General features: G+C 74.2%; 25 protein-coding genes. 11 read left to right on the top strand and 14 right to left on the bottom strand.

Going from position 1 to position 23,029, the window contains the following annotated elements; translation table 11 throughout:
* Positions 1-13 precede the first annotated feature (13 nt).
* Entirely contained in the window at positions 14-439 is a 426-nt protein-coding gene (locus KC207_RS11095) for a VOC family protein (protein WP_211603088.1), read from the bottom strand.
* A 91-nt stretch (positions 440-530) separates the two neighbouring features.
* A complete protein-coding gene (locus KC207_RS11100; protein ID WP_211603089.1) occupies positions 531-1,169 on the bottom strand; it encodes an FMN-dependent NADH-azoreductase in 639 nt (212 codons plus the stop codon).
* A gap of 93 nt (positions 1,170-1,262) precedes the next feature.
* Here KC207_RS11100 and KC207_RS11105 point away from each other — a divergent pair, with 93 nt between their 5' ends.
* Positions 1,263-1,778 carry a MarR family winged helix-turn-helix transcriptional regulator gene (locus KC207_RS11105; RefSeq protein WP_211603090.1) on the top strand — a complete coding sequence of 172 codons (516 nt, stop codon included), beginning with the start codon at positions 1,263-1,265 and terminating at the stop codon, positions 1,776-1,778.
* Positions 1,779-1,829: 51 nt separating this feature from the next.
* On the opposite strand, the gene KC207_RS11110 is transcribed toward KC207_RS11105, so the two are convergent.
* Positions 1,830-2,678 carry a RecB family exonuclease gene (locus tag KC207_RS11110; RefSeq protein WP_211603091.1) on the bottom strand — a complete coding sequence of 283 codons (849 nt, stop codon included), beginning with the start codon at positions 2,676-2,678 and terminating at the stop codon, positions 1,830-1,832.
* Positions 2,679-2,760: 82 nt separating this feature from the next.
* On the opposite strand from KC207_RS11110, the gene KC207_RS11115 reads away from it, so the two are divergent.
* Positions 2,761-4,146: an L-serine ammonia-lyase gene (locus KC207_RS11115; RefSeq protein ID WP_211603092.1), complete on the top strand. Its 1,386-nt coding sequence runs from the start codon at positions 2,761-2,763 to the stop codon at positions 4,144-4,146.
* Here the strand turns inward: KC207_RS11115 and KC207_RS11120 are convergent.
* Genes KC207_RS11120 through KC207_RS11130 form a run of 3 tightly spaced genes read right to left on the bottom strand, consistent with a single transcriptional unit; the run spans position 4,133 to position 6,290 of the window.
* Positions 4,133-5,110 (bottom strand): hypothetical protein, encoded by a 978-nt coding sequence (locus KC207_RS11120; protein ID WP_211603093.1) that lies wholly within the window; start codon positions 5,108-5,110, stop codon positions 4,133-4,135. The two genes, KC207_RS11115 and KC207_RS11120, sit on opposite strands and share 14 nt — an antisense overlap.
* A gap of 13 nt (positions 5,111-5,123) precedes the next feature.
* On the bottom strand, positions 5,124-5,387 hold the full coding sequence (locus KC207_RS11125) for a hypothetical protein (protein ID WP_211603094.1): 264 nt from the start codon (positions 5,385-5,387) through the stop codon (positions 5,124-5,126).
* Between the two features lie 6 nt (positions 5,388-5,393).
* Positions 5,394-6,290 (bottom strand): MFS transporter, encoded by an 897-nt coding sequence (locus tag KC207_RS11130; protein ID WP_211603095.1) that lies wholly within the window; start codon positions 6,288-6,290, stop codon positions 5,394-5,396.
* A gap of 54 nt (positions 6,291-6,344) precedes the next feature.
* On the opposite strand from KC207_RS11130, the gene KC207_RS11135 reads away from it, so the two are divergent.
* From KC207_RS11135 to betT, 4 genes are all read left to right on the top strand, one after another.
* The gene (locus tag KC207_RS11135) at positions 6,345-6,920 is read left to right on the top strand and encodes a CGNR zinc finger domain-containing protein (protein WP_211603096.1); all 576 of its coding nucleotides are present in this window, start codon (positions 6,345-6,347) and stop codon (positions 6,918-6,920) included.
* 103 nt (positions 6,921-7,023) lie between these two features.
* Entirely contained in the window at positions 7,024-8,493 is a 1,470-nt protein-coding gene (locus tag KC207_RS11140; protein ID WP_211603097.1) for an aldehyde dehydrogenase family protein, read from the top strand.
* On the top strand, positions 8,490-10,262 hold the full coding sequence (gene betA / locus KC207_RS11145; RefSeq protein ID WP_211603098.1) for a choline dehydrogenase: 1,773 nt from the start codon (positions 8,490-8,492) through the stop codon (positions 10,260-10,262). The genes KC207_RS11140 and betA overlap by 4 nt, the downstream gene beginning before the upstream one ends.
* Positions 10,263-10,281: 19 nt before the next feature.
* The gene (gene betT / locus KC207_RS11150) at positions 10,282-12,333 is read left to right on the top strand and encodes a choline BCCT transporter BetT (protein ID WP_211603099.1); all 2,052 of its coding nucleotides are present in this window, start codon (positions 10,282-10,284) and stop codon (positions 12,331-12,333) included.
* A 40-nt stretch (positions 12,334-12,373) separates the two neighbouring features.
* Here betT and KC207_RS11155 read toward each other — a convergent pair whose 3' ends face one another.
* Positions 12,374-12,814 (bottom strand): hypothetical protein, encoded by a 441-nt coding sequence (locus KC207_RS11155; RefSeq protein WP_211603100.1) that lies wholly within the window; start codon positions 12,812-12,814, stop codon positions 12,374-12,376.
* 82 nt (positions 12,815-12,896) lie between these two features.
* Here KC207_RS11155 and KC207_RS11160 point away from each other — a divergent pair, with 82 nt between their 5' ends.
* The gene (locus KC207_RS11160) at positions 12,897-13,331 is read left to right on the top strand and encodes a hypothetical protein (RefSeq protein WP_211603101.1); all 435 of its coding nucleotides are present in this window, start codon (positions 12,897-12,899) and stop codon (positions 13,329-13,331) included.
* Here KC207_RS11160 and purU read toward each other — a convergent pair.
* On the bottom strand, positions 13,324-14,190 hold the full coding sequence (gene purU, locus KC207_RS11165; RefSeq protein ID WP_249138699.1) for a formyltetrahydrofolate deformylase: 867 nt from the start codon (positions 14,188-14,190) through the stop codon (positions 13,324-13,326). The two genes, KC207_RS11160 and purU, sit on opposite strands and share 8 nt — an antisense overlap.
* Positions 14,191-14,238: 48 nt before the next feature.
* Complete coding sequence (locus tag KC207_RS11170; RefSeq protein WP_211603103.1) at positions 14,239-15,084, bottom strand: PHP domain-containing protein; 846 nt, start codon at positions 15,082-15,084, stop codon at positions 14,239-14,241.
* Between the two features lie 97 nt (positions 15,085-15,181).
* Between KC207_RS11170 and KC207_RS11175 the strand changes: the two genes are divergently transcribed.
* Both KC207_RS11175 and KC207_RS11180 read left to right on the top strand, forming a co-directional pair.
* Positions 15,182-15,691, top strand: a complete 510-nt coding sequence (locus KC207_RS11175) for a SigE family RNA polymerase sigma factor (RefSeq protein WP_211603104.1) — start codon at positions 15,182-15,184, stop codon at positions 15,689-15,691.
* Positions 15,688-16,734, top strand: a complete 1,047-nt coding sequence (locus KC207_RS11180) for a hypothetical protein (RefSeq protein WP_211603105.1) — start codon at positions 15,688-15,690, stop codon at positions 16,732-16,734. Before KC207_RS11175 ends, KC207_RS11180 begins: the two co-directional genes overlap by 4 nt.
* A 4-nt stretch (positions 16,735-16,738) precedes the next feature.
* Here KC207_RS11180 and KC207_RS11185 read toward each other — a convergent pair whose 3' ends face one another.
* Together KC207_RS11185 and KC207_RS11190 are read right to left on the bottom strand one after the other, a co-directional pair.
* A complete protein-coding gene (locus tag KC207_RS11185) occupies positions 16,739-17,275 on the bottom strand; it encodes a MaoC family dehydratase (protein ID WP_211603106.1) in 537 nt (178 codons plus the stop codon).
* A 170-nt stretch (positions 17,276-17,445) separates the two neighbouring features.
* Complete coding sequence (locus tag KC207_RS11190; protein ID WP_211603107.1) at positions 17,446-18,480, bottom strand: DUF2332 domain-containing protein; 1,035 nt, start codon at positions 18,478-18,480, stop codon at positions 17,446-17,448.
* Positions 18,481-18,533: 53 nt separating this feature from the next.
* Between KC207_RS11190 and KC207_RS11195 the strand changes: the two genes are divergently transcribed.
* Positions 18,534-20,024 (top strand): aminopeptidase P family protein, encoded by a 1,491-nt coding sequence (locus KC207_RS11195; RefSeq protein WP_211603108.1) that lies wholly within the window; start codon positions 18,534-18,536, stop codon positions 20,022-20,024.
* Between the two features lie 38 nt (positions 20,025-20,062).
* On the opposite strand, the gene KC207_RS11200 is transcribed toward KC207_RS11195, so the two are convergent.
* On the bottom strand, positions 20,063-20,659 hold the full coding sequence (locus KC207_RS11200) for a TetR/AcrR family transcriptional regulator (protein ID WP_211603109.1): 597 nt from the start codon (positions 20,657-20,659) through the stop codon (positions 20,063-20,065).
* Positions 20,660-20,716: 57 nt separating this feature from the next.
* On the opposite strand from KC207_RS11200, the gene KC207_RS11205 reads away from it, so the two are divergent.
* Positions 20,717-21,532 (top strand): thioesterase family protein, encoded by an 816-nt coding sequence (locus tag KC207_RS11205; RefSeq protein WP_211603110.1) that lies wholly within the window; start codon positions 20,717-20,719, stop codon positions 21,530-21,532.
* An 8-nt stretch (positions 21,533-21,540) separates the two neighbouring features.
* Here the strand turns inward: KC207_RS11205 and KC207_RS11210 are convergent, their stop codons facing one another.
* Together KC207_RS11210 and KC207_RS11215 are read right to left on the bottom strand one after the other, a co-directional pair.
* Complete coding sequence (locus tag KC207_RS11210; protein WP_211603111.1) at positions 21,541-22,302, bottom strand: PIG-L deacetylase family protein; 762 nt, start codon at positions 22,300-22,302, stop codon at positions 21,541-21,543.
* A gap of 26 nt (positions 22,303-22,328) precedes the next feature.
* Positions 22,329-22,967 (bottom strand): general stress protein, encoded by a 639-nt coding sequence (locus KC207_RS11215; protein WP_249138700.1) that lies wholly within the window; start codon positions 22,965-22,967, stop codon positions 22,329-22,331.
* Positions 22,968-23,029: the final 62 nt, after the last annotated feature.

The following is a 23,029-nucleotide window of genomic DNA, read 5'->3' on the forward strand; positions in this document are numbered from 1 at the left end:
CGACCCCAGCGGCTCAGCCGGCGGGTGGCAGGACCGACTCCCCGATGGGCCCGGGGTTGGTCGCGACCTCCCACCGGAAGCCGTCCGGGTCGGCGAAGTAGCCCGTGTACCCGCCCCACTCGCGGCGCTGCGCGGCTGAGGCCTCGGCCCCCGCCGACCGGGCCAGGGCGAGGACGGCGTCGACCTCCGCCTCGGTGCGGCCGTTGTGCGCGAGGGTCATCGGGACGACCCCGGGGCCGGACTGCGCCGGCCGTCCCACCTCGAGCTCGAACGCCGCCCGGTCCCACAGGCTGAGGACGAGCATCGGGCCGGCCCGGAACATCACGACCTCACCCGGGACGTCGAGCTCGGGAGTCCAGCCGAGGCCGCCCACGTAGAACCGACGCGACGCGTCGAGGTCCGTGACGGCGAGGGTGACGAACGAGATCCGCTGGTCCATGTCGCCAGCGTGGCACCGTCCACCGACATCCGCTCGCTTCCTCGTCGGCCGGGCGGGCGGGAGACGCTGCGCGCCGCCCACCCCGACGCCCTCAGGCGGCGCGACGGGCCAGGGCCGCTCCGGCGTCCGCCGCGGCCTCCTCGGCGCTCTCACGCAGCGAGCCCGCGAGGTCCCGGAGGTCGTCGAGGGCGGGGTTCACCCCGGCGAGCGTCAGCTCCCGCTCGACGAGCGTGAGATCGGCACCCCACACGTCGACGAGCACCCGGCGCAGGTAGTCGGTGCTGTGGTCCCACCCCTCCTTCGGCGTCCCCGGCGCGTAGGACCCGCCCCGGGTCACGAGGGCGACGACGGGCGTGCCGTCGAGCAGTCGCTCCCCCTGGGCGCCACCGGCGATCGCGAGGTCGATCCACGTCTTCACGTGCTGCGAGACGCCCCAGTTGTAGAGCGGCAGCGCGAGGACGGCGGCGTCGGCGGCGCGGAGCTCGGCCGCGAGGTCGCCGGCCAGGGCGATGGCCGACCGCTGGGCGTCGGTGCGGTCCCCCTCGGGGGTGAACGACCCGCCGATGGCGAGGGGCCAGGCGTCGGACGGGAGCGGGGCGGCGCCGAGGTGGCGGCGCACGACCGCGTCGTCGGGACGGGAGGCGGCGTACTGCTCGAGGACGAGGTCGGCGAGCGCACTGCTCGACGAGCGGTCGCCCTGGATGGAGGCGTCGATGCGCAGGACGGTCATGGGGGTCCCTCCAGGGATGAGTTGAACATTCAAGTTGCGCTCGCAGCGTACGACGACCTGTGTTGAATGTTCAAGTCACCATAGGATGGAGCCATGCCCCCGGCTCCCGACGAGGACGCGGTCCCGTGGCTCGACGACGACGAGCTCGCCGACTGGCGCGCCCTCATGGCCCTCGTCGCCGCGCTCCCGAGCGCCCTGGACGCCCAGCTGAAGCGGGACGCGGGGATCAACGGGTTCGAGTACCACGTGCTCGCCGCCCTCTCCGAGGCGCCGGACCGGACCCTGCGGCTCAGCGACCTCGCCGAGCTCTCGCGGGGCTCGCTCTCCCGCCTCTCGCACGCGGTGACCCGCCTGGAGCGCAGCGGTTGGATCACGCGCAGCCGCTGCTCGGGCGACGGACCCGCGCGCGTCGAGGCACGCCTCACCGACGCGGGCTGGGACAAGATCCGCGCCACGGCGCCCGGGCACGTCCGGGAGGCACGGCGTCTCGTCGTCGACGTCCTGGCGCCGGCCGAGCTGCGGTCGTTGGGCGCAGCCGCACGCCGCGTCGCGACCGCCGCCGGCGCGGACCCGGAGCGACCGGGCATCGAGCACGGGCCGTCCTGCTGACCGGTGCCGGCCGGTCGGACCCCGGCCGCGGCGGCCCGACGATCCCCGAGGTCAGTCCTCGCCCAGTGCCGCCCAGTCCGACTTCTCCGGACCGGCCGCCTGACCCTCGGGGCAGTGCGCCCGCAGGTCGCACCACCCGCACAGCGGGCCCGTCACCGGGGGGAACATCTCGGACGCCGTCCCGTGCGCCGCGTGGTCGGCATCGGCCGTCCGGGCGTCGTGCATGATCGAGCGCGCCCGCTCGACGTGCCGCCGGATCGACTCCCCCGTGTGGTCGTGGCCGACGACCGTGCCGGACGGGACGTGGTGCAGCTCGACCCGCGACACCGGCCGCCGCAGCATCTTCCAGACCGCCGCCGCGTAGAGCGCGAGCGGCAGCGAGGTGCGGGCGTCGTCGTCGGTGGGCACGGTCCGCGAGGTCTTGTAGTCGACGACGACGAGCTCGCCGCCGCGGTCGTCGAGACGGTCGACGCGCCCCTGGAGCCGCAGGTCGTCGCTGAGCAGCGACACGGTGCGCTCGATACCGATCGGGCGGACCGGCGGCCCGAACCGCTCGAGGTAGGTGACGACCGCGTCGCGCATCCGGGCCCGCCAGCGCGCGGACTGCGCGGCGTCGCGGAAACCGACGTCGATCCACGCCCGCTCGAGGAGCCGGCCGCCCTCCTGCGGGGTCGGGGCGTCGAGGTCCCACACGTCGCGCAGGGCGTTGTGGACGGCGATGCCGACCGAGGTGTGCGCCCGCTGGTGTCGCGGCGTGGGGCGCGGGACGTCGAGGTAGGTCATCCGGTACCGCCGTGGGCAGTCGAGGAAGGCGAGCAGCTTGCTCGGGCTGCCGCCCCACAGCGGCTCCGGCATGCCGGGGAAGACCCCCTGCTCCGTGCCGCCCCCCGTGTCCGTCATCGCCCCGACGGTAGCGGGCGGCGCCGACGCACCCCCGCGCGCCTCCCCGACCGTGTCCACGGAATGACACACTGACCGGACCATGGCCATCTCAGCGTTCGACCTGTTCTCCGTCGGTATCGGTCCGTCGTCGTCGCACACCGTCGGCCCGATGCGCGCGGCGCACACCTTCGTCGAGGGGCTGCGGGCCGACGGCCTCCTCCCCCGGGTGGGGCGGGTGCGCGGCGAGCTGTTCGGCTCGCTGGGGGCGACGGGTCACGGCCACGGCTCGCTCAAGGCCGTCCTCCTCGGCCTGGAGGGCGAGCACCCGGAGTCGACGGACCCGCGGGCGGCCGAGGGCCGGGTCGAGGAGGTCCGCGCGTCGGGGGTGCTGCGCCTGGGCGGGGACCACGAGGCGGTGTGCGACCCCGACGAGGACATCGTCCTGCACCGGCGGGCGAGGTTGCCGTTCCACTCCAACGGGATGCGCTTCACGGCGTGGGGGGCCGCGGACCCGGGCGAGGGTGAGGAGCCGCTGCGCACGCGGGAGTTCTACTCCGTCGGCGGCGGGTTCGTCCTCGACGAGGACGAGGCCGGGCAGGGCGCGCTCGTCCCGGACGACACCCCGGTGAGGTACCCCTTCTCCTCCGGGGCCGAGCTCCTCGCCCGGTGCGAGGAGTCCGGGCTGCCGGTGAGCGGGGTCATGCTCGCCAACGAGCTGTCCTGGCGCACCGAGGCCGAAGTCCGTGAGGGCCTGCTGCACCTGTGGTCGGTCATGCAGGAGTGCGTCGACAACGGCTGCCGCACCGAGGGGGTGCTGCCCGGTGGGCTGAAGGTCCGGCGCCGGGCACCCCGCCTCGCGCTGCAGCTGCGCCGGGAGCACGCGGGCGACCCGCTCGCGGCGATGGACTGGGTGACGCTCTACGCCCTCGCGGTCAACGAGGAGAACGCGTCCGGGGGTCGGATCGTCACCGCGCCGACGAACGGCGCGGCCGGGATCATCCCGGCCGTCCTGCACTACTACACGCGGTTCGTGCCGGGAGCGGACGACGACGGGGTCGTCGACTTCCTCCTCACCGCCGCCGCGATCGGGGCCCTGTACAAGGAGAACGCGTCGATCTCCGGCGCCGAGGTCGGGTGCCAGGGCGAGGTCGGGTCGGCGTGCTCGATGGCCGCCGGGGCACTGGCGGAGGTGCTCGGCGGGACGCCGAAGCAGGTCGAGAACGCCGCCGAGATCGGCATCGAGCACAACCTCGGGCTCACCTGCGACCCGGTCGGCGGGCTCGTCCAGATCCCCTGCATCGAGCGCAACGCCGTCGGCTCGGTCAAGGCGATCACCGCCGCCCGGATCGCGCTGCGCGGCGACGGCTCGAACGTCGTCTCCCTCGACAAGGCGATCAAGACGATGCGCGACACCGGCCGCGACATGAAGGTCAAGTACAAGGAGACCGCCCGCGGCGGCCTCGCCGTCAACGTCATCGAGTGCTGAGGCTCGGCACGGAGCACCGGATCGACGCCGCGCTCCCGTGTGGAGGATCTCCGGGGTCCTGACCCCTCGGATGCTCCACACGAGCTCTCTCGGCCGGTGAGCCGCCGAGGTCGGCGAGCCGCCGCCGCGCCCGCTCCAGGGCTTCGAGCGCCGTCCGCTCGTCCCGCGTCGCGACGTGCTGGGCCCGCCGGGCGTCGTCGGCCGCCGCCCCCGCCGCGTCGAGCCGGCCGCGGACGTCGGCCACCCGCCGCTCGAGGTCCTCGAGCTCGGTCCGCAGGTCCTCGCGGCGCCGGCCCGCCTCGCCGGCCCTGCGTCGTGCCGCCTCGACCCTCTCCCTGCTCGTCCGGACCCCCGCCTCGGCCTCGTCGACGGCGGACCGCGCCTGGGCCACCCGCTCGGGGTCGGGCGCCGCGCGCTGGGGGCCGGGCGTCGTCCGGGGCCGGTCGTCGGACCCGACGAGGCCGGGCACGGCGAGGACGCGGGTGAGGTCGACCGGGTCGAGACCGCTCGCGCTGAAGGTCTCGACGAGCAGGCCGGTCCCGAGGGCCTCCCCCGCGACCGGGTCGACCATCGCGGACCGCAGCGTCTCCTCGACCGCCGCCGCCACCGACGGCGACACCCGCCGCCCCTCGTCCCGCGCCGCCTCGACGGCCACCCCGGCGAGGGCCCGGGTCAGCCGTCGCCGCTCGTCGTCGAGGGCCCGCAGCTCCGCCGGCGCCAGCGTCCCCTGGGCCGCGCGGAGGCGGACGCCGAGGTCGAGGACCTGCTCGACCTCGTCCGGACGTGCGGCGACGAGGCGGTTCAGCAGGTGCGCCCCGGGGCTCGCCCGACGTAGCGCCGCGACCGCTCCGGCGAGCTCCCGGTCACCGGCCGCGCGCAGCTCCCGGGCCAGGGCGTTGCGGGCGGCCGTGAACTCCTCGGGCGCGAGCGCGTACAGCTCGCGGGCGACCGACTCGAGGTCCATGGTCGTGATCCTCTCAGCCGGCGGCCACTCCCGCGGCGACCCGCTCCTCCCGCGCCGACGTCCCGGCGACCGCGAGCACGAGCCGGAGCGGGACGGCGGCGTGCCCGACTGCGAGCAAGAGGGCGATTCCGGCCCCGGTGAGCCAGAGCACCGCGGGTCCGACGCCGAGCAGCGCGGCCCCGACGACGGGAGCCACGACCGTCGCGACGCCCCACGACAGGCCCTGGACGGTCATGACGGCGGCCTCGGCCCCCGGCGTGGCGAGACGTGACGCCACCGCCATCTAGGTACCGACGACGAGGCTGCCCGCCGCCCCCTCGATCGCCGCGCCGACGACGAGCGCAGGCAGCCCCCCGACCGCCCAGACCGCGAGCGCCACCGCGAACAGGCCGTAGCCGACGGCAAGGGTCGCCGACGCCGAGGTTCGCGCCTCCCACCGGCCGAGCACCCGCTGGGTCACCAGCGCCGACCCCGCGGCGACGGCCAGCAGCCAGGCCGTCGTCGACGGCGAGCGGCCGGAGAGCTCGACGACGACGGGCAGCATGAAGACGACGACCATGACGAGCGTCGTCGGCACCGTGCAGAGCCCGGCCCAGGCCAGGACGGGACGACGGAGGGCCGCCCGCCACGGGCGGTGGACCCGGTGGACCGGGAGCGCCGGGAGGAGGATCGCGACGACGAGCGCGGCGGCGAGGCTCGTCGCCGCGTCGACGGCGAAGAGGGCGGCGACACCCCACCGGGTGACGAGCGCGGCGACGACGCCGGCGCCGACCCCGGCCAGGGCGACGCAGGCCCAGAGCAGGGAGAACTGCGAGGCCCGTCGCTCGGGCGCCACGCCGGTGGCGACGGCCGCCTGGGTCGCCGGCTCGACGACCTCGTAGGCGAGGCCGAGGAGTACGACCCCGAGGACGACGACGCCGAAGGAGCTACCGGCCACGATGACGGCTTGCGCCACCCCGGCGGCGACGAGGCCACCGACGAGGGCCGGGCGCGGACCCCACCGGGTCGCGACGACCCCGCCGAGCAGCCGCGAGGGGATCGTCGCGAGCCCGAAGACGGCGAGGACGGTGGCCGTCGTGGACAACGGGACGCCGAGGTCCCGGGTGAGGCGGACGCCGAGGAAGCCCATGCCGGCGCCGCCGAGGCGGTTGACGACCCGGGCGAGCACGAGGACGTGCATGACTGTCGTAGGCTTCGTGAGCAGTAACAAGCGCGAAAGTAGGTGACGTCTGACATGCGTTTCAACAGTCACGTCGACGCCGTGGTCGACAGCGCGGTGCGGCTCGTCAACGCCGTGACCCCCGGCGAGGACGGCGGCCGTCCGGCGCCTGCACCGACCGGTGAGGAACGTCGGGCCGCGGTCGTCGCCGCCGTGCGGTACCCGGGCTACGAGCCGACGCCGTCGCTGCGCGAGGTGTCGGCGCTGTGCGACGAGGTCGTGCAGGCCCGCGCGGTGTTCGAGGCGCTCGACGTCGGGGACGAGGACCGGGCGGCCGAGGTCGTCAACGCGATGCTGCGCCGGACGGAGGCGCACCCGGAGCTCGACCGCCGCCCGGACGGCGGGTGGTCCATCCACTTCCACGGCCCCGACACGACCTTCGCGCGCGGCTGGGCGGCGGGCATCGCCGCCGGGCTCGCGATGGCGGTCGGCGGCGACCTCGGCTCGCGGCTCGGGGTGTGCGACGCCCCGGCGTGCGACCGGGTGTGGGTGGACCGGTCGCGCAACACCCACCGGCGTTTCTGCTCGACCCGGTGCCAGAACAGGGTCAAGGCCGCCGCCCACCGACGGCGCACCGCCACGCGGACCTGAGGAGGGATGCCGGTGGGGCGCAGCGACGCAGGCTTGACGTCGAGTGCCCCGCTCGGAAGTCTGGTCCTTTCCGCCGCGCCACCCCTCGACGGAAGGACACCGCGTGCCCGACCTCTTCATCGACGGCTCCTGGGTCGCCGCCACCGCCGCAGGACGGCGGACCATCACGTGCCCCGCGGACGGCACCCTCGTCGGCGAGGTCGACGAGGCCGACGAGGCCGACACCCTGCGGGCCATCGCCGCCGCCCGGGCCGCCGCCGACGACGCCCGCTGGCGGGACACCTCGCCCGCCGAGCGCGCCGCCGCCGTCGCCCGGGTCGCCGACATCCTCGAGCGGGACACCGACGAGATCGCCCGCGCCGAGGCGCTCGACACCGGGAAGCGCTTCGAGGAGGCCAAGATCGACGTCGCCGACGTCGTGAGCGTCTTCCGGTACTACGGCTCGCTCGGCGAGCACGTGGAGCGGGTCCGCGAGGTCGACCCGGGCCAGGACGGCGTCGTGAGCCGGGTCCACCGCGAGCCGATCGGCGTCTGCTCGCTCATCGCCCCGTGGAACTACCCCCTCCTCCAGGCGAGCTGGAAGGTCGCCCCGTGCCTGCTCGCCGGTAACACCTTCGTCCTCAAGCCGAGCGAGATCACCCCGCACTCGACGATCCTCATGGTCCGCGCCATCGAGGAGGCCGGCGTCCCAGCGGGCGTCGCGAACCTCGTCCTCGGCACCGGGCCGGGCTGCGCCGGGCCGATGTCGACCGACCCGCGCGTCGACCTCGTCTCCTTCACCGGCAGCCTCGCCGTCGGCAAGCACCTCATGCGCGAGGCCGCCGGCACGGTGAAGCGGGTCGCCCTCGAGCTCGGCGGGAAGAACCCGAACATCGTCTTCGCCGACGCCGACCGCGAGGCCGCGATCGACAACGCGATGACCGCGGTCTTCCTCCACTCGGGGCAGGTCTGCTCCGCCGGGGCCCGGCTGCTCGTCGAGGAGTCCTGCGCCGAGGAGGTCGTCGCAACGATCGTCGAGCGGGCCCGCGGCATCCGCCTCGGCACCCCGTTCGACGAGAACGCCCAGACCGGCTCGCTCACGAGCGCCGAGCACCTCGCCAAGGTCGAGGACTACGTCGCGAGCGGGCTCGCCGAGGGCGCCCGGCTGCGGGTGGGTGGCGCCCGACCGGACGACCCGGCCCTCGCGAACGGCCACTACTACCTGCCGACCGTCCTCGACCGCTGCTCGCTCGAGATGCACGTCGTCCAGGAGGAGTCCTTCGGGCCCGTCCTCACCGTCGAGACGTTCACGACCGAGGAGGAGGCCGTCGCCCTCGCCAACGGCACCCGCTACGGCCTCGCCGGCGCGGTGTGGACCGGCGACCCCGACCGGGCGGCCCGCGTCGCCCGACGGCTGCGGCTCGGCACCGTCTGGGTCAACGACTACCACCCCTACGTCGCCCCGGCGGAGTGGGGCGGGCACAAGCAGTCCGGCATCGGCCGTGAGCTCGGCGAGCTCGGCCTCGAGGAGTACCAGGAGACCAAGCACGTGTGGGAGAACACCCGACCGGCCCCGACGGGGTGGTTCGCATGAGCACGGCCGACCGCATCACCGACACCGCCCGCAGCGTCTACGCCAAGGGCCGCGACACCGCGGGCCGGCTGCGCGACCGCACGACGCTCGCCGAGGTCCCCGACCGGGTGGACGTCGTCGTCGTCGGCGGCGGCAGCGCCGGGTGCGTCATGGCGAACCGGCTCTCCGAGGACCCCGGCACCTCGGTCCTCGTCCTCGAGGCCGGCCGCTCCGACATCAAGGCCGACCCGTTCATCCACATGCCCGCCGCCTTGCCGTTCCCCATCGGCAGCCGGTTCTACGACTGGAAGTACGAGTCCGAGCCCGAGCCGCACATGAACGGCCGGCGGGTCTACCACGCCCGCGGCAAGGTGCTCGGCGGCTCCTCCTCGATCAACGGGATGATCTTCCAGCGCGGCAACCCCCGCGACTACGAGCGCTGGGGCGCCGACCCCGGGATGGGCGACTGGGACTACGCGCACTGCCTGCCGTACTTCAAGCGGATGGAGACCTGCCTCGCCGGCGCCGACACCTGGCGCGGCGGCGACGGGCCGCTCGTCATGGAGCGCGGCCCGGCCACCGGCCCGCTCTTCCAGGCCTTCTTCGAGGCCGCCGAGCAGGCCGGCTACCCCCGCACCCCCGACGTCAACGGCTACCGGCAGGAGGGCTTCGGCCCGTTCGACCGGAACGTGTACCGCGGGCGACGGCTGTCCGCGGCGCGCGCCTACCTCCACCCGGTGCTGCACCGCCCGAACCTCCACGTGCGCACCCTCGCGATGACGACACGGGTCCTCTTCGAGGGCACCCGCGCCGTCGGCGTCGAGTACACCGTCGCCGGACGCAGGCACACCGTCCGCGCCGGCGAGGTCATCCTGTCCGGCGGCGCCATCAACACCCCGCAGCTGCTCCAGCTGTCGGGTGTCGGCGACCCCGACCTGCTCCGCCCCCTCGGCATCGACGTCGTGTCCGGGCTGCGCGGAGTCGGCGAGAACCTCCAGGACCACCTCGAGGTCTACATCCAGCACGCCGCGACCGAGCCGGTCTCGATCGCCCCCGGGCTGGAGTGGAGGAACCGGCCGAAGCTCGCCGCGGAGTGGCTCTTCCTGCGCCGGGGCCTCGGTGCGACGAACCACTTCGAGGGCGGCGGGTTCGTCCGGAGCAACGAGGACGTCGACTACCCGAACCTCATGTTCCACTTCCTGCCGATCGCGATCCGGTACGACGGCACGAGCCCCGTCGAGGGCCACGGCTACCAGGTGCACATCGGGCCGATGTACTCCGACGCCCGCGGCTGGCTGAGGATCCGCAGCACCGACCCGAAGATGAAGCCGGCGATGCGGTTCAACTACCTCTCGACCGAGCAGGACAAGCGGGAGTGGATCGAGGCCGTCCGCGTCACCCGCGACATCATGGGCCAGGACGCCCTCGCCAAGTACAACGGCGGCGAGATCTCCCCCGGCCCCGAGGTCGAGACGGACGAGCAGATCCTCGAGTGGGTCCGGAACGACGCCGAGACCGCACTGCACCCCAGCTGCACCGCCCGGATGGGGACGGACGAGAAGTCGGTCCTCGACCCCGGCTCGATGCGGGTCCACGGGACCGAGGGCCTGCGGGTCGTCGACGCGAGCGCCATGCCGTACGTGACGAACGGCAACATCTACGCCCCCGTCGTCATGCTCGCCGAGAAGGCCGCCGACCTCGTCAAGGGCGAGCAGCCGCTCCCCGCGTCGGACGCCCCCTGGTACGACCACCGCGCCGGCAGCCCGCTCGACGCGCCGACCACCGCCTGAGGACCGCCGAGGAGACCCGATGAGCACGACCGACACCGACACGACCACCGCGCCGCCCGGCCGGTTCTCCGGACCCCCCGTCCGGGTCCCCGTCCTCGTCGCCTCCCTCGCCGGCGTCCTCGCCATGGCGCTGTGGGCGATCATCAGCCCCGGCTCGGCCGAGTCCGGGCTCGGGACCGTCACCGGCTGGGTCACCGGCTGGTTCGGCTGGTTCTACGTCCTCCTCGCGACGGCGGTCCTCGTCTTCGTCATCGGCCTCGCGGTCTCGCGCTACGGGTCGGTCCGCCTCGGCCCGGACCACTCGCGGCCGGAGTTCTCGACCTTCGCGTGGGCCTCGATGCTGTTCGCCGCCGGCATCGGGACCGACGTGATGTTCTACTCCGTCGTCGAGCCGGCGACGCAGTACATGGCCCCGCCCGCCGGCGGGCCCGAGGCCGAGACGGTCGAGGCCGCCCGCGAGTCGACGGTGTGGACGCTCTTCCACTACGGCATCACCGGCTGGGGCATGTACGCCCTCATGGGGATGGCGCTCGGCTACTTCTGCTACCGCCGCGGGCTGCCGCTCGCCGTCCGCTCGGCCCTCGCGCCCGTGCTCGGCAAGCGGATCGACGGGCCGCTCGGGCACACCGTCGACACGGCCGCGGTCCTCGGCACGATCTTCGGCGTCGCGACGTCGCTCGGCATCGGCGTCGTCTTCCTCAACGTCGGCCTGAACATCCTCTTCGGTGTCGGCGTCGGGACCGGGGCGCAGATCGCCCTCGCCGTGCTCGCCGTCGTCATGGCCGCGGTGTCGGCGACGACCGGCGTCGACAAGGGCATCCGGTTGCTCTCCCAGCTCAACGTCGTCCTCGCCCTCGGGCTCGCGGCATGGGTGCTCGTCACCGGCAACACGGCGATGCTCCTCAACGCGACCGTGGCCAACGTCGGCGACTTCGTGCGAACCTTCCCCGCGAAGACGATGGAGACCTTCCCCTTCACCGACAACGCCGAGTGGATGAGCTACTGGACGCTCTTCTTCTGGGCCTGGTGGGTGGCCTGGGCCTCGTTCGTCGGCCTCTTCCTCGCGCGCATCTCGCGGGGTCGGACGATCCGCCAGTTCGTCGCCGGCTGCCTCGTCATCCCGTTCGCCTACATCGTCATGTGGATCTCGATCTTCGGCAACGCCGCGATCGACCGGATCCGCAGCGGTGACGCGACGTTCGCCGAGACCGCGCAGGACTTCACCGGGATCGGCTTCTACGAGCTGCTGTCGGGCTACCCCGCGGGACAGGTCGTCATCGTCCTCGCCTTCTTCGTCGGGCTGCTCTTCTACGTGACGTCCGCCGACTCCGGGGCGCTCGTCATGGCGAACCTCACGAGCCGGCTCGGGTCGATCTCGCAGGACGCGGCGCCGTGGCTGCGGATCACGTGGGCCGCGGCGACCGGCCTGCTCACCGTCGCGATGCTCGCCGTCGGCGGGATCACGGCGCTGCAGTACGCGACGATCATCTTCGGGTTGCCGTTCGCGGTCGTCCTCGTCCTCGTCATGGTCGGGCTGCTGCGCGCGCTGCGGGTCGAGGGCCAGCGGGTCGACAGCCGCGACCACGCGATGCACTCGATGATGTCCGCACGCAGCAACCCCGCCCGCGAGGCCGGTCAGGCCGCGTCGTGGAAGAGCCGGCTGGCGCGGGTGACGAACTTCGTCGACCGCGACGACGCGGTGGACCACCTGCGCTCGGTCGTCGTGCCCGCGCTCACCGAGGTCGCCGACGAGCTGTGCCGGCACGGCGAGACCTCCGTCTGCGACGAGGACCTGTCCGGGGAGCCGCCGGCCGTCACGCTGCGGACGACGACCGAGGGGTCGACCCCGTTCGTCTACCGGGTCGAGCTCGTCGAGTCGCCGGTCCCGACGTACGGCGGCCGGATGCTGCAGAGCCGCGACACCTACGCGCGGCTCGAGGTGTACCTGGAGGACGGCGGGCAGGGGTACGACGTCATGGGCTACAGCCAGCCCCAGCTCATCCACGACTGTCTCGACCACTACGAGCGGCACCTGGAGTTCCTCCGCCTCGCCGAGCCCGCCGGCTCCTGACCGGCCGGCGCCCGACCCGCCGGCTCCCGACCCGCCGGGCTCAGGACGCGAGCGCCTCGTCCGCCGCGAGCGGCTCTGGGTAGGTCCGGACCCCGCTCGGGGTGGCGAGGAACGCGCCGAGCAGCCGGACGTCCGCGCGGCGGCACCCGGCGAGGACCGCCTCGTGCCACGCACGGTCCGCGTCGGTGAGGCGGCCCGCGCCGTCGCGCCCGCGGACGAACGCGACCGCTCCCCCCGCGTCGTGGACCATCGCGGCGACCTGGTCGAGGAAGGCGACGAAGTCCGCCGGGTCGGCGTCGTCCGGCACCTCACCGACGACACACGGCTGGGCCAGGCGCATCCCGTCGTCGAGGAGCAGCAGGCCGACGCATCCGTCCGACCGGTCCCGCTCGCCGACGACGAGGTCGACGACGTCGGCGAGCAGGTGCGGGTCGTCGAGCGGGAGGGTGGGCCAGTTCTCGGGAAGTGTCTCGAAGCTCATGCCGAGCAGCCTGCCCGGAACGGCCGACGCCGCCGCGAGGTTTTCCACAGGGGAGGGTCGACAGGGGGCCTAGCCTGGGGCGATGGCCCTCGACGACGCGCACGCCCGCCCCTCCGGCAGCTCCGACGACACCGTCGCCGCCCTCGGCAAGCTCTCCGAGGCGCTCGAGGTCGTCGAGGAGGCACGCGGCCACCTCTACGCCTTCCACCGCCGGTGCGGCACGGCGGACCTCACCCTCGGCGAGGCGGTCGACGCGCTCCGCGAGGCCGGGCACGACGACCTCGCGGACACCCTCGAGACCGACCTCGTCGGCCGCAACGTGCTCGCCGGACGCTGGTCGTTCCAGGTCGTCGAGGAGTACGACGACGGGTACTACGCGGCGTTCCGCGAGCACGAGCGCGCGGCGCGGGAGGCCCTGACGGAGGGACGGCGGCACGTCTTCGAGGCGGAGTTGAAGGACGACCGGCGCAGCCACGGACGTCCCGGCCACGAGGCGACGCCCGACGACGTCAGCTGAAGACGACCGTCCGGTGGCCGTTGAGGAGGATCCGCGACTCGCAGTGCCAGCGGACGGCCCGGGCGAGGACCCGGGACTCGACCTCCTCCCCGGCGCGGACGAGCTCGTCCGGGGTCATCCGGTGGTCGGCGCGCACGACGTCCTGCTCGATGATCGGCCCCTCGTCGAGCGCGGGCGTCACGTAGTGCGCCGTCGCCCCGACGAGCTTGACCCCGCGCTCGAACGCCTGGTGGTACGGCTTGGCGCCCTTGAACGACGGCAGGAACGAGTGGTGGATGTTGACGACCCGACCGGCGAGGTCGGTCGCGAGGTCGTCGGACAGCACCTGCATATAGCGGGCGAGGACGACGAGGTCGACGGCGTGCTCGGCGACGATCCCGCGCAGCGTCGCCTCGGCCTCCGGCTTCGTCCCCGCCGTCACGGGCACGTGGTGGAACGGGACCCCGTAGGAGCGCACGAGCGGCTCGAGGTCGGGGTGGTTCGACACGACGGCCGGGATCTCGAGGTTGAGCGCGCCGGAGCGCCACCGGAAGAGCAGGTCGTTGAGGCAGTGCCCGAACCGGCTCACCATGAGGACCGCGCGGTACGGCACCCGGGCGTCACGGACCGACCACTCCATGCCGTACTCGGCGGCGACGGGCGCGAACCGCTCGCGCCAGCCGTCGACACCGACGTCGTCGCCGCCGACGGAGTACCGGATCCGCATGAAGAACTGGTCGGTGCGGACGTCGTCGAACTGCTGGCTCTCCTCGATGTTCGCGCCCTGCTCGAAGAGCAGCGCCGTGACGGTCGCGACGATGCCGCGCCGGTCGGGGCAGGACAGCAGGAGGACGTACTCGGCGTCGGTCGAGGTGGGCACGCGCACACGGTACGGACCGGCGCGGCGCAGCGCGAGGAGCGTCCGGGGTCAGGGGCGCAGGACGGGGACGCCGGTGGCCCGCTCCTCGATGCCCCGCAGGACGTCCGGGGACGTCGTGTTCTCCCCGAGCCGGTTGCGCTTGCCGGTGCCGTGGTAGTCGCTCGACCCGGTCGTCAGCAGGCCCAGCGCGGCGGCGAGGTCGGTGAGGTGCCGGCGGGCGTCGTCGTCGTGGTCGCGGTGGTCGACCTCGATGCCGGCGAGCCCGGCGGCCGCCATCTCCTCGACGAGGTCGTCCTCGACGACCCCGGTCCGGGTCCGCGAGCGCGGGTGGGCGAGGACCGCCACTCCCCCGGCCGCCCGGACGGCCTCGACGGCGACGACGGGGTCGGGGGCGTAGTGCCCGACGTAGTACGGGCTGTCGTCGCCGAGCCAGCGGGCGAACGCCTCGTCCCGGTGCCCGACCGCCCCGGCCCGCAGCAGCGCGTCGGCGATGTGCGGCCGGCCCGGGGTCGCCCCGTCGCGCACCTCGGCGCGGACCGAGGCGACGGTGACCGGCAGCCCGTCGGCCGCCATCCTCTCCACCATCCGGTCCAGGCGGGTGTCGCGGCTCTCCCGGGAGCGGGCGAGCTCGCCGGCGAGCGCGGCCTCGTCGGGGTCCGGCAGGTAGGCGAGGAGGTGCACGGACTGCCGGTACCGGGCGCAGGAGACCTCGATGCCGCGGACGAGGGTGATGCCGAGCCGCCCGGCGGCGTCCGCGGCCTCGTCCCAGCCGCTCGCCGTGTCGTGGTCGGTGAGCGCGACCGCGTCGAGACCGGCGGCGACGGCGGACGCGACGAGGTCCGCAGGGGCCTCCGTGCCGTCGCTGGCGCTCGAATGGGCGTGCAGGTCGATCACGCTCGCAGCGTAGTGCGGTGGAGATGCTCGCGGCGGTGGGGCAACCTTCCGGGCGCGGACCACGTAGTGCAGGTATGAAGGGGATCGAGGGGCACTGATGCCGGGAGGACGGGCCGAGCGCGACGCGGCCTTCGCCGCGTTCGTCGAGCAGGCGTCGCCGTCGCTGCTGCGCACGGCGTGGCTGCTCACGGGCGACCACCACGCAGCGCACGACCTCGTCCAGGCCTCGCTCGTCAAGACGTACGTCGCCTGGCGGCGGGTCACGCCCGAGACGGCGCTCGCCTACGCGCGGCGGGTGCTCGTCAACGAGCGGACCGACGTCTGGCGCAAGCGGCACGGTGAGGTCACCGTGGCCGACGTCCCCGAGGACCGCGGCGGGCGCGACCCGATGCGCACGACCGACGACCGCGACCAGGTCGTCCGGCTCCTCGCCGGGCTGCCGGAGCAGCAGCGACGCGTCGTCGTCCTGCGTTACTACACCGACCTGTCGGAGCGGGCGACCGCCGACGCGCTCGGCATCTCGGTCGGCGCCGTGAAGTCCGCCGCCCATCGCGGGCTCGCGGCGCTGCGCGAACGGCTCGCGGTCGTCGAAGGAGGAGAGCGATGAGCCGGGACACCTTCGAGGACGAGCTGCGCACGCTGCTGCACGAGGCCGCGGACGGCGAGCGCGACCGCTACGTCGACGTCGACTCCGGGTCGGTCCTCGGCGACGGGGTGCGGGTCGTGCGCCGTCGCCGCCTCGTCGCCGCCGCCGTGACATCGGTGCTGGCGCTCGTCGTCGGCATCGGCGGATGGACCGCCCTGTCCGGCACCGTTGACCGCGCCCAGGTCGTGCCCGCGACCCCCGAACCCACGGCGACGGGAACGGTCACGGCACCCGTCCAGGTCGACGACGGCTCCACTGTCGACGTCTCGTTCGACCCCGCGACCGGGGCCGTCGAGCTCGTGCGCACGGCGGAGAACGGCGTCGTCGACCGGGCCACCCCCCGCGTCGCCACCCTGGGCCGTCCGTCGGCGACCTGGGCGACGGTCGTGCGCGACCCCCTCGTCGTCGCGGGGGTCCTCCCCGCGGACGCGGTCGACGTCGTCCCGCGGTGGCAGGGTGTCGGCGGCGGGTCCTCGACGGCGACGGCCGACCTCCCCGGCACGACCTATCAGGCGTTCGCGATCCGCGCCGAGTCACCATCCCGCGACGCGTCCCTCGTCGACCTCTACTGGAGGCAGGGCGCGACGACGTACACGGCCGGCAGCGGCACCCTGCCGACCGCGGTCGTCGACGACACGGTCGTCTTCGTCGACGCGGCGGCCGGTGTCCTGGGGGTCGGTTCGGGCGGAACGACCGCCCTGACCCCCACCGGACCGGACACCCGGGCGGGAGAGCCGCCCTACGGAGGGCTCACCACGGACGGACCCGACGGCGGCGGGCTCGAGACCTTCGCCGCCGTCCTGCCGGGGCGCGTCGACGACGTCGTGGTCCGCGCGACCCCGGAGGCGACCCTGCTGTCCAACGATACGGTCGTGCTGCCCGACGGCGCGGGCACCGCCGTCGTCGCCCGGCTCCGCCTGCCGGGGCCCGGTGGCTCCGGGGTGGCCGAGCTGAAGTGGACGGACAGCACAGGAGCGCGGTCGCTCGTCCCGTACGCCGGGTGAAGGATCAGCCGGGGGTCGGCGGACCCGGCCAGTTGCGGTCCGGCTGCGGGACCGGACGGCCGGGCTGCTCCCCGCCGCGGGCGTCGAGGTAGGACCGCTTCGGCACCATCACCTTGCGGCGGAAGACGCAGACGACGGTGCCGTGCTGGTTGTAGCCGATCGTCTCGACGTGGACGACGCCGCGGTCGTCCTTGCTCGTCGACTCGCGCTTGTCGAGCACGGTCGTCTCGCCGTAGAGGGTGTCGCCGTGGAAGGTCGGGGCGACGTGCCGCAGCGACTCGACCTCGAGGTTCGCGATGGCCTTGCCGCTGACGTCGGCGACCGACATGCCGAGCAGGATCGAGTAGACGTAGTTGCCGACGACGACGTTCCGTCCGAACTGCGTCGTCTCCTGCGCGTAGTGCTCGTCGAGGTGCAGCGGGTGGTGGTTCATCGTGAGCAGGCAGAACAGGTGGTCGTCGTACTCGGTGACCGTCTTGCCCGGCCAGTGCCTGTACGTCGCCCCGACCTCGAACTCCTCGTAGCTTCGCCCGAACTGCACGTCACGTCTCCTTCGTCCCGCTGGCGGCCACCGCCCATCCTGTCGCGCGGCGGCGCGGCGCGGCAGGCCGTCGCGGCGTGCCGTTGCCCACAGTCGGCGGCGCGGTGGCCGGACCGCTCGCGTGGAGGATCCTCGGGGTCATCACCCCGACGAACCTCCACGCGGGAGCGTCAGGCGAGCTCGACCGGCGGACCGTGGTGCCCGCACGTGCCGAGGACCTCGCCGTCGAGCTCGACGACCGGCAGGTGCTCCCGGTCCACCGAGGGGGCGGCGGCCCCCTCCTCCCACGGGTTCTCCATCGACACGTGCGCGACGGCCGTCCGGTCCCGGGCCTCCTCGACCGCCGCGGTGACCGCGAGGCTCTCCTCGAGCGGCCAGTACATCCGGGTCACCGAGTGCCAGACGACCGTGAGCACGTCCGACGCCACCGGCTGCGCGAGCTGCTCGCGGACCCACTCCGAGGCGCGGGCGCGGTCGATGACCACGGGCTCCCGGGCCGCGACCGAGAGCGCGTCGTCGAGCCGCAGGTGCCGGTCGATCATCCACGGCCAGACGAACGAGCGCAGGTAGTCGGAGCCCACCTCGGTCGAGGCGTCGACGGGGTCGATGTCGCAGCCCCGCCGCTCGAGGACCTGGAACGGCTCGGGGTCGAAGCCGGCGGCCCCGCAGTCCTCGAGGACGAGCGGGGACCCCTCGGGCCCGGCCGACCAGCCGTCACCGACGAAGCGGTAGTGGTCGACGAGCAGCCCGAGCCCCGCCGACGCCCCGGGCTCCAGCAGCCGGACCCGGCGCAGCCCCGTGCGGCGGACCGCCTCGCTGAGGCCGACGAGGAGGGCGACCGAGCGGGCCGGCTCGTTCGTCTGCGGAGTCTTCGAGAGCGCGGCGTGCAGCTCGTCGACGTGCGCCGCGAGGACGGGCCGGACGGCGGCCCACGCCTCCTCGGGGTCGGCCTCCCCACCGAGCGCCGGGTAGAACGGCACGAGCTGGGGGGCCTCGCCGCGCAGGACGATCCGGAACAGACCCGCCATGAGGCGCAGCTGGGGGAACTGCCGGGCCTCGGCGTCCTCCCAGCCGCGGAACAGCTGGTGGGTGACGCCGCCGTCGTCCCAGTCGTCGGCCATCTCCTCGAAGAGCACGCCGTACAGGTGCTCCCGGTGCCCGAAGTGCGCGCGCAGCCGCTCCGGCAGGGAGTCGGTGGCGGTCACCCGCGCAGTGTGCCACGGGGTGCGGTGTCACGCCCCCGTGCGACGATGGCCGGGTGAGCGAGGAGCAGAAGCAGGCCGAGAACCGAGCGCGTCCGACGACCGACGAGCTGCGGGCGTTCATCCGGTCCGACTGGGCGCCGCGGCGTCCGACGGTGACCGAGGCGGCGCCCGTCGCGGTGCACGCGGCAGCACGCCGCGGTGCCCTGAGCGCCCGGTTCCCCGGCGAGCGGCTCGTCGTGCCCGCGGGCGGCCTCAAGGTCCGCAGCAACGACAGCGACTACGTCTTCCGCCCGCACACCGCGTTCGCCTACCTCACCGGCCTCGGCGCCGACCGCGAGCCGGACGCCGTCCTCGTCCTCGAGCCGCTCGAGGACGGCGGTCACGAGTCCGTCCTGTACTTCCGCCCGCTCGCCGACCGGGACAGCGACGAGTTCTTCGCCGACGCCCGCTACGGCGAGTTCTGGGTCGGTGCCCGCCCGTCGGTCGAGGACGTCGAGCTCGAGCTCGGGCTCACCGGCCGGCACGTCGACGGCCTCGTCGACGCCGTGGCGAAGGACGCCGGCGAGGTCACCGTCCGGGTCGTCCGCGACGCCGACCACGAGCTCACCGCCCGGCTGGATGCCGCCCGGGTCGAGAACGGCGCCGAGCAGGAGGGCCTCGAGGAGGCCGACGAGGTGCTCGGCCACGCCGCCTCGCACGCCCGGATGGTCAAGGACGACTTCGAGGTCGAGCAGATGCGCCAGGCCGTCGCCGCGACCCACGAGGGCTTCGAGGCGATGATCGCCGCCCTGCCCAACGCCGTCGGGAACGGCCGCGGCGAGCGGTGGCTCGAGGGCACCTTCGGCCTCACCGCCCGGCACCGCGGCAACGGGGTCGGCTACGACGCCATCTGCGCCGCCGGCGACCACGCGAACACGCTGCACTGGATCAAGAACACCGGCGACGTCAGCGAGGGCGAGCTCGTCCTCATCGACGCCGGCGTCGAGGTCGACAGCCTCTACACCGCCGACATCACCCGCACCCTGCCCGTCGACGGCACGTTCACCGACGCCCAGCGCGAGATCTACGACGCCGTGTACGCCGCCCAGGAGGCAGGCATGGCGGCCGTCAAGCCCGGCAACACGTTCTCCGACGTCCACGCCGCCGCCATCCGGGTCGTCGCCGAGCACCTCCACGCCTGGGGCCTGCTGCCCGAGGGCGTCTCCGTCGAGGACACCCTCGACCCCGAGCACGGCCAGTACCACCGCCGGTGGATGGTCCACGGCACGAGCCACCACCTGGGCCTCGACGTCCACGACTGCGCCCGCGCCACCCGCGCCGAGTACATGGACGCCGAGCTGCGGCCCGGGATGATCCTCACCGTCGAGCCCGGCCTCTACTTCAAGGCCGACGACCTCAAGGCCCCCGAGCGCTTCCGCGGCATCGGGGTGCGCATCGAGGACGACGTGCTCGTCACCGAGGACGGCTGCGAGAACCTCTCCGACGCGATGCCCCGCACGTCGGCGGACGTCGAGGCCTGGGTGCAGCGGCTCCAGCGGCGCTGACCACACCGACGCCCGCGCCCGCGGTCAGCGGCCGGCGGTCAGCGCCGCGCCAGGGGGTCGGCGAGCAGCAGGCCGACGACGGTCGCGAGGTCGGTCCGCGGGTCGCCCGCCGGGGACTCGTGCCCGGCGAGGTGCAGGACGGTGATGCCGTGCGTCGCGCTCCACAGCCGCCAGGCGAGCGGGGCCGCCGAACCCCGTGGCCGCTGCGGGTGGTGCACGTCGAGCCAGGCCCGCGCCGCGGCGACCCAGCACCCACGGAACGACTCCCGCTCGACGTCGCGCATCGCCGCGTCGCGGGTGAGCCCGCCGGTCGCCGGCCCGAACATGACGTCGAAGAGGCGGGGGCTCGCGACGGCGAAATCCAGGTAGCCGCGGGTCAGGGCGTGGAGGTGCTCGTCGGTGCCGGGCGCCTCCCCACGGGCGAGCACCTGGGCGGTGAGGTCGTCGAACGCGGCGTCGTGCACGGCCCGGAGGACCTCGGGCTTGCCGCCGACCCGGCTGTAGACGACCTGGTAGCTCGTCCCGAGGTCGGCGGCGAGCCGGCGCATCGTCACCGCGTCCGGCCCCTCGGCGACGAGGATCGCGCGGGCGGCGTCGACGACGCTCTCGCGGGATGCCCCCTGGTGCTCGGCCATGGTTATGATGCTGTCATATGACAACGTCATAACCGGCGCGACGGGCAGGAGCGAGACATGGCGAGCACGACCGCGGTCCCCTACGACGAGGCGATGGCCCTCCGACCCGACGGCGACGGCCACGTCGGGACGGTCGCCGCGGGGTGGGACGTCTTCGGCATCCCGCACGGCGGCGACCTCCTCGGCCTCGCCGGGAAGGCCGTCCTCGCCGCGACCGGCGCCCCGGACCTCTTCACGATCACCACGCACTACCTGCGCAAGGCCCGCTTCGCCCCGATCCGGTTCGAGGTCCGCGCCGTCGGCGGCAGCCGCCGGTTCACCTCCGTCACCGCGACCGCGACCCAGGGCGAGGACGTCGTCCTGTCCGTCATGGCCCTCGTCGGCGACCGGACCGGTATCGACGGGCCGACGTGGCGCCGCGAGGAGCCCTGGACCCCGGACCCGTCACGGCTCACCCCGCGCGCCGGCTCGCCCGAGATGGCCGCCGCCGGCGGCGACTTCCGCACCCCGGACATCGCCGCCCGCGCCGGGGAGCACCTCGACGTCACGACGCTCGGGTTCACCCGCGGCACCCCGGACGGCACCGGCGAGATCCGCGCCGTCACCCACGACCTGCCGACCGACCAGATCGGCGCCCTCGTCGCGTGCGACGTCACCCCGCCGGCCGCGTGGAACGCCCTCGGCGTGAGCGGCTGGGTCCCCACCGTCGAGCTCACGGCTCACGTCCGCGCCCGCTCCGGCGTCGGCCCGATGGGCGTCGTCGTCGCCAGCCGGCACGTCGCGGACGGCTTCCTCGACGAGGACGCGCTCGTCCACGACGCCGAGGGCACCCTGCTCGTCCAGTCCCGCCAGCTCGCCCGCTGGAGCGCCTGAGCCGGGGCCTACTCGCCCCAGGGCGACTGCCGGCGGTCGAAGACGACCTCGGCGGTCCACGCCTTCTCGACCCCCGCGGCCTCTCCCCCGCCGCCGAGGATCATCGTCAGCAGCTTCCGGGGGTCGGGGAAGTCGTCGGGCAGGGCGGCGTTGTACGCGTCGTGCGCCTCGAGGGAGTGCACCGACGCCTCGAACGGCTCACCGGTGACGTCGACGTAGTGGCTCGGCCGGGGCGACCCGGCGACGGCGAACACCTCGACCCCGTTCCACGGCTCGAGCCCCTCGTCGACGAGGTCGCGGTGCAGCCAGCGGTTCCCCGCGTCGGCGACGGCGTCGAGCGTCGCGAGACCGACGGCACGGTGGTCGGCCTGGTTGACCATCCCCGGGCCGAACATCTCGTCCCAGTTCTGTCCGACGACGAGGTCCGGCCGGTGCCGGCGGATCGCGGCGGCGATCTCCCGACGCAACGGCACGCCGTACTCGACGGCGCCGTCCTGCAGGCCGCCGAACTCGACGGTCTCGACCCCGACCCGGCGGGCGCTCTCGCGCTCCTCGGCCTCCCGGACCTCGGCCGCCTCCGCCGGCTCCGTCGTGTCGATCCCCGCCTCGCCCCGAGTGAGCAGGAAGTACGCGGCCGTGGCGCCCTGCTCGACCCACCGGTGGACGGCCGCGGCCGTGCCGTACTCGATGTCGTCCGGGTGCGCGACGACGCACAGGACGGACCGGAACGTGCCCTCGAGGGGCGTCAGGGAGGGGCGCTCGTCGCTCATGGCGCGACGATAGACCTGCGGACCCCCTACTGGGGAGGGGTGCCCGGGTAGCCGCGGCCCGGCTGCTGCGACGGCGGCTGCTGGCCCGAGGGCTGCTGCGGATGCTGCCCGCCCTGCTGCGCGAGCCGAGCCCGCTCCTCCTCCTGCGCCCGGCGCACCTGCTCCTGGGCGAAGGCCATCGGGTCCATCTCCTGGAGCAGCTCGCGGCCACGCTGGGCGTGCCGGTGCTCGCAGAGGACCTCGTACTTGTTGGCGACGACCTGGCTCACCGAGGTGAAGTCACGCTGCCCGCGGGTCAGCCGGTAGCCGACGGAGGCCCACACGGCGCCGAAGAGCGCACCGAAGACGACGGTCGCGAGGACGTTGAGGAGGTTGAAGCCGCTCGGGTCGAAGAGGGCGAAGATCATCCCGACGAAGAGGCCGAGCCACATGCCGGAGAGGGCGCCGGCGCCGATGACGCGGCCGGTCGTCAGCCGTCCGGTGACGCGCTCGAGCTGCTTGAGGTCGGTCCCGACGATGAGGACGTCCTGGACCGGGAACTCGTGGTCGGACAGGTAGTCGACGGCCTTCTGCGCCTCCTCGTAGGAGTCGTGGACCCCGAGGGACATCGGGAACTCCAGCGACAGGTGGGCGCGCAGTCCGGGCCGCCTCGGCTGGGTGCTCATGACACCAGTGTGGCACTGCCGCCTGTGGGGCGCCTGGACGCCCGCTGGGCGACCACGCGTCC

This window comes from Phycicoccus avicenniae (genome assembly GCF_018139485.1).
GTDB classification, from domain to species: Bacteria; Actinomycetota; Actinomycetes; order Actinomycetales; family Dermatophilaceae; genus Phycicoccus; species Phycicoccus avicenniae.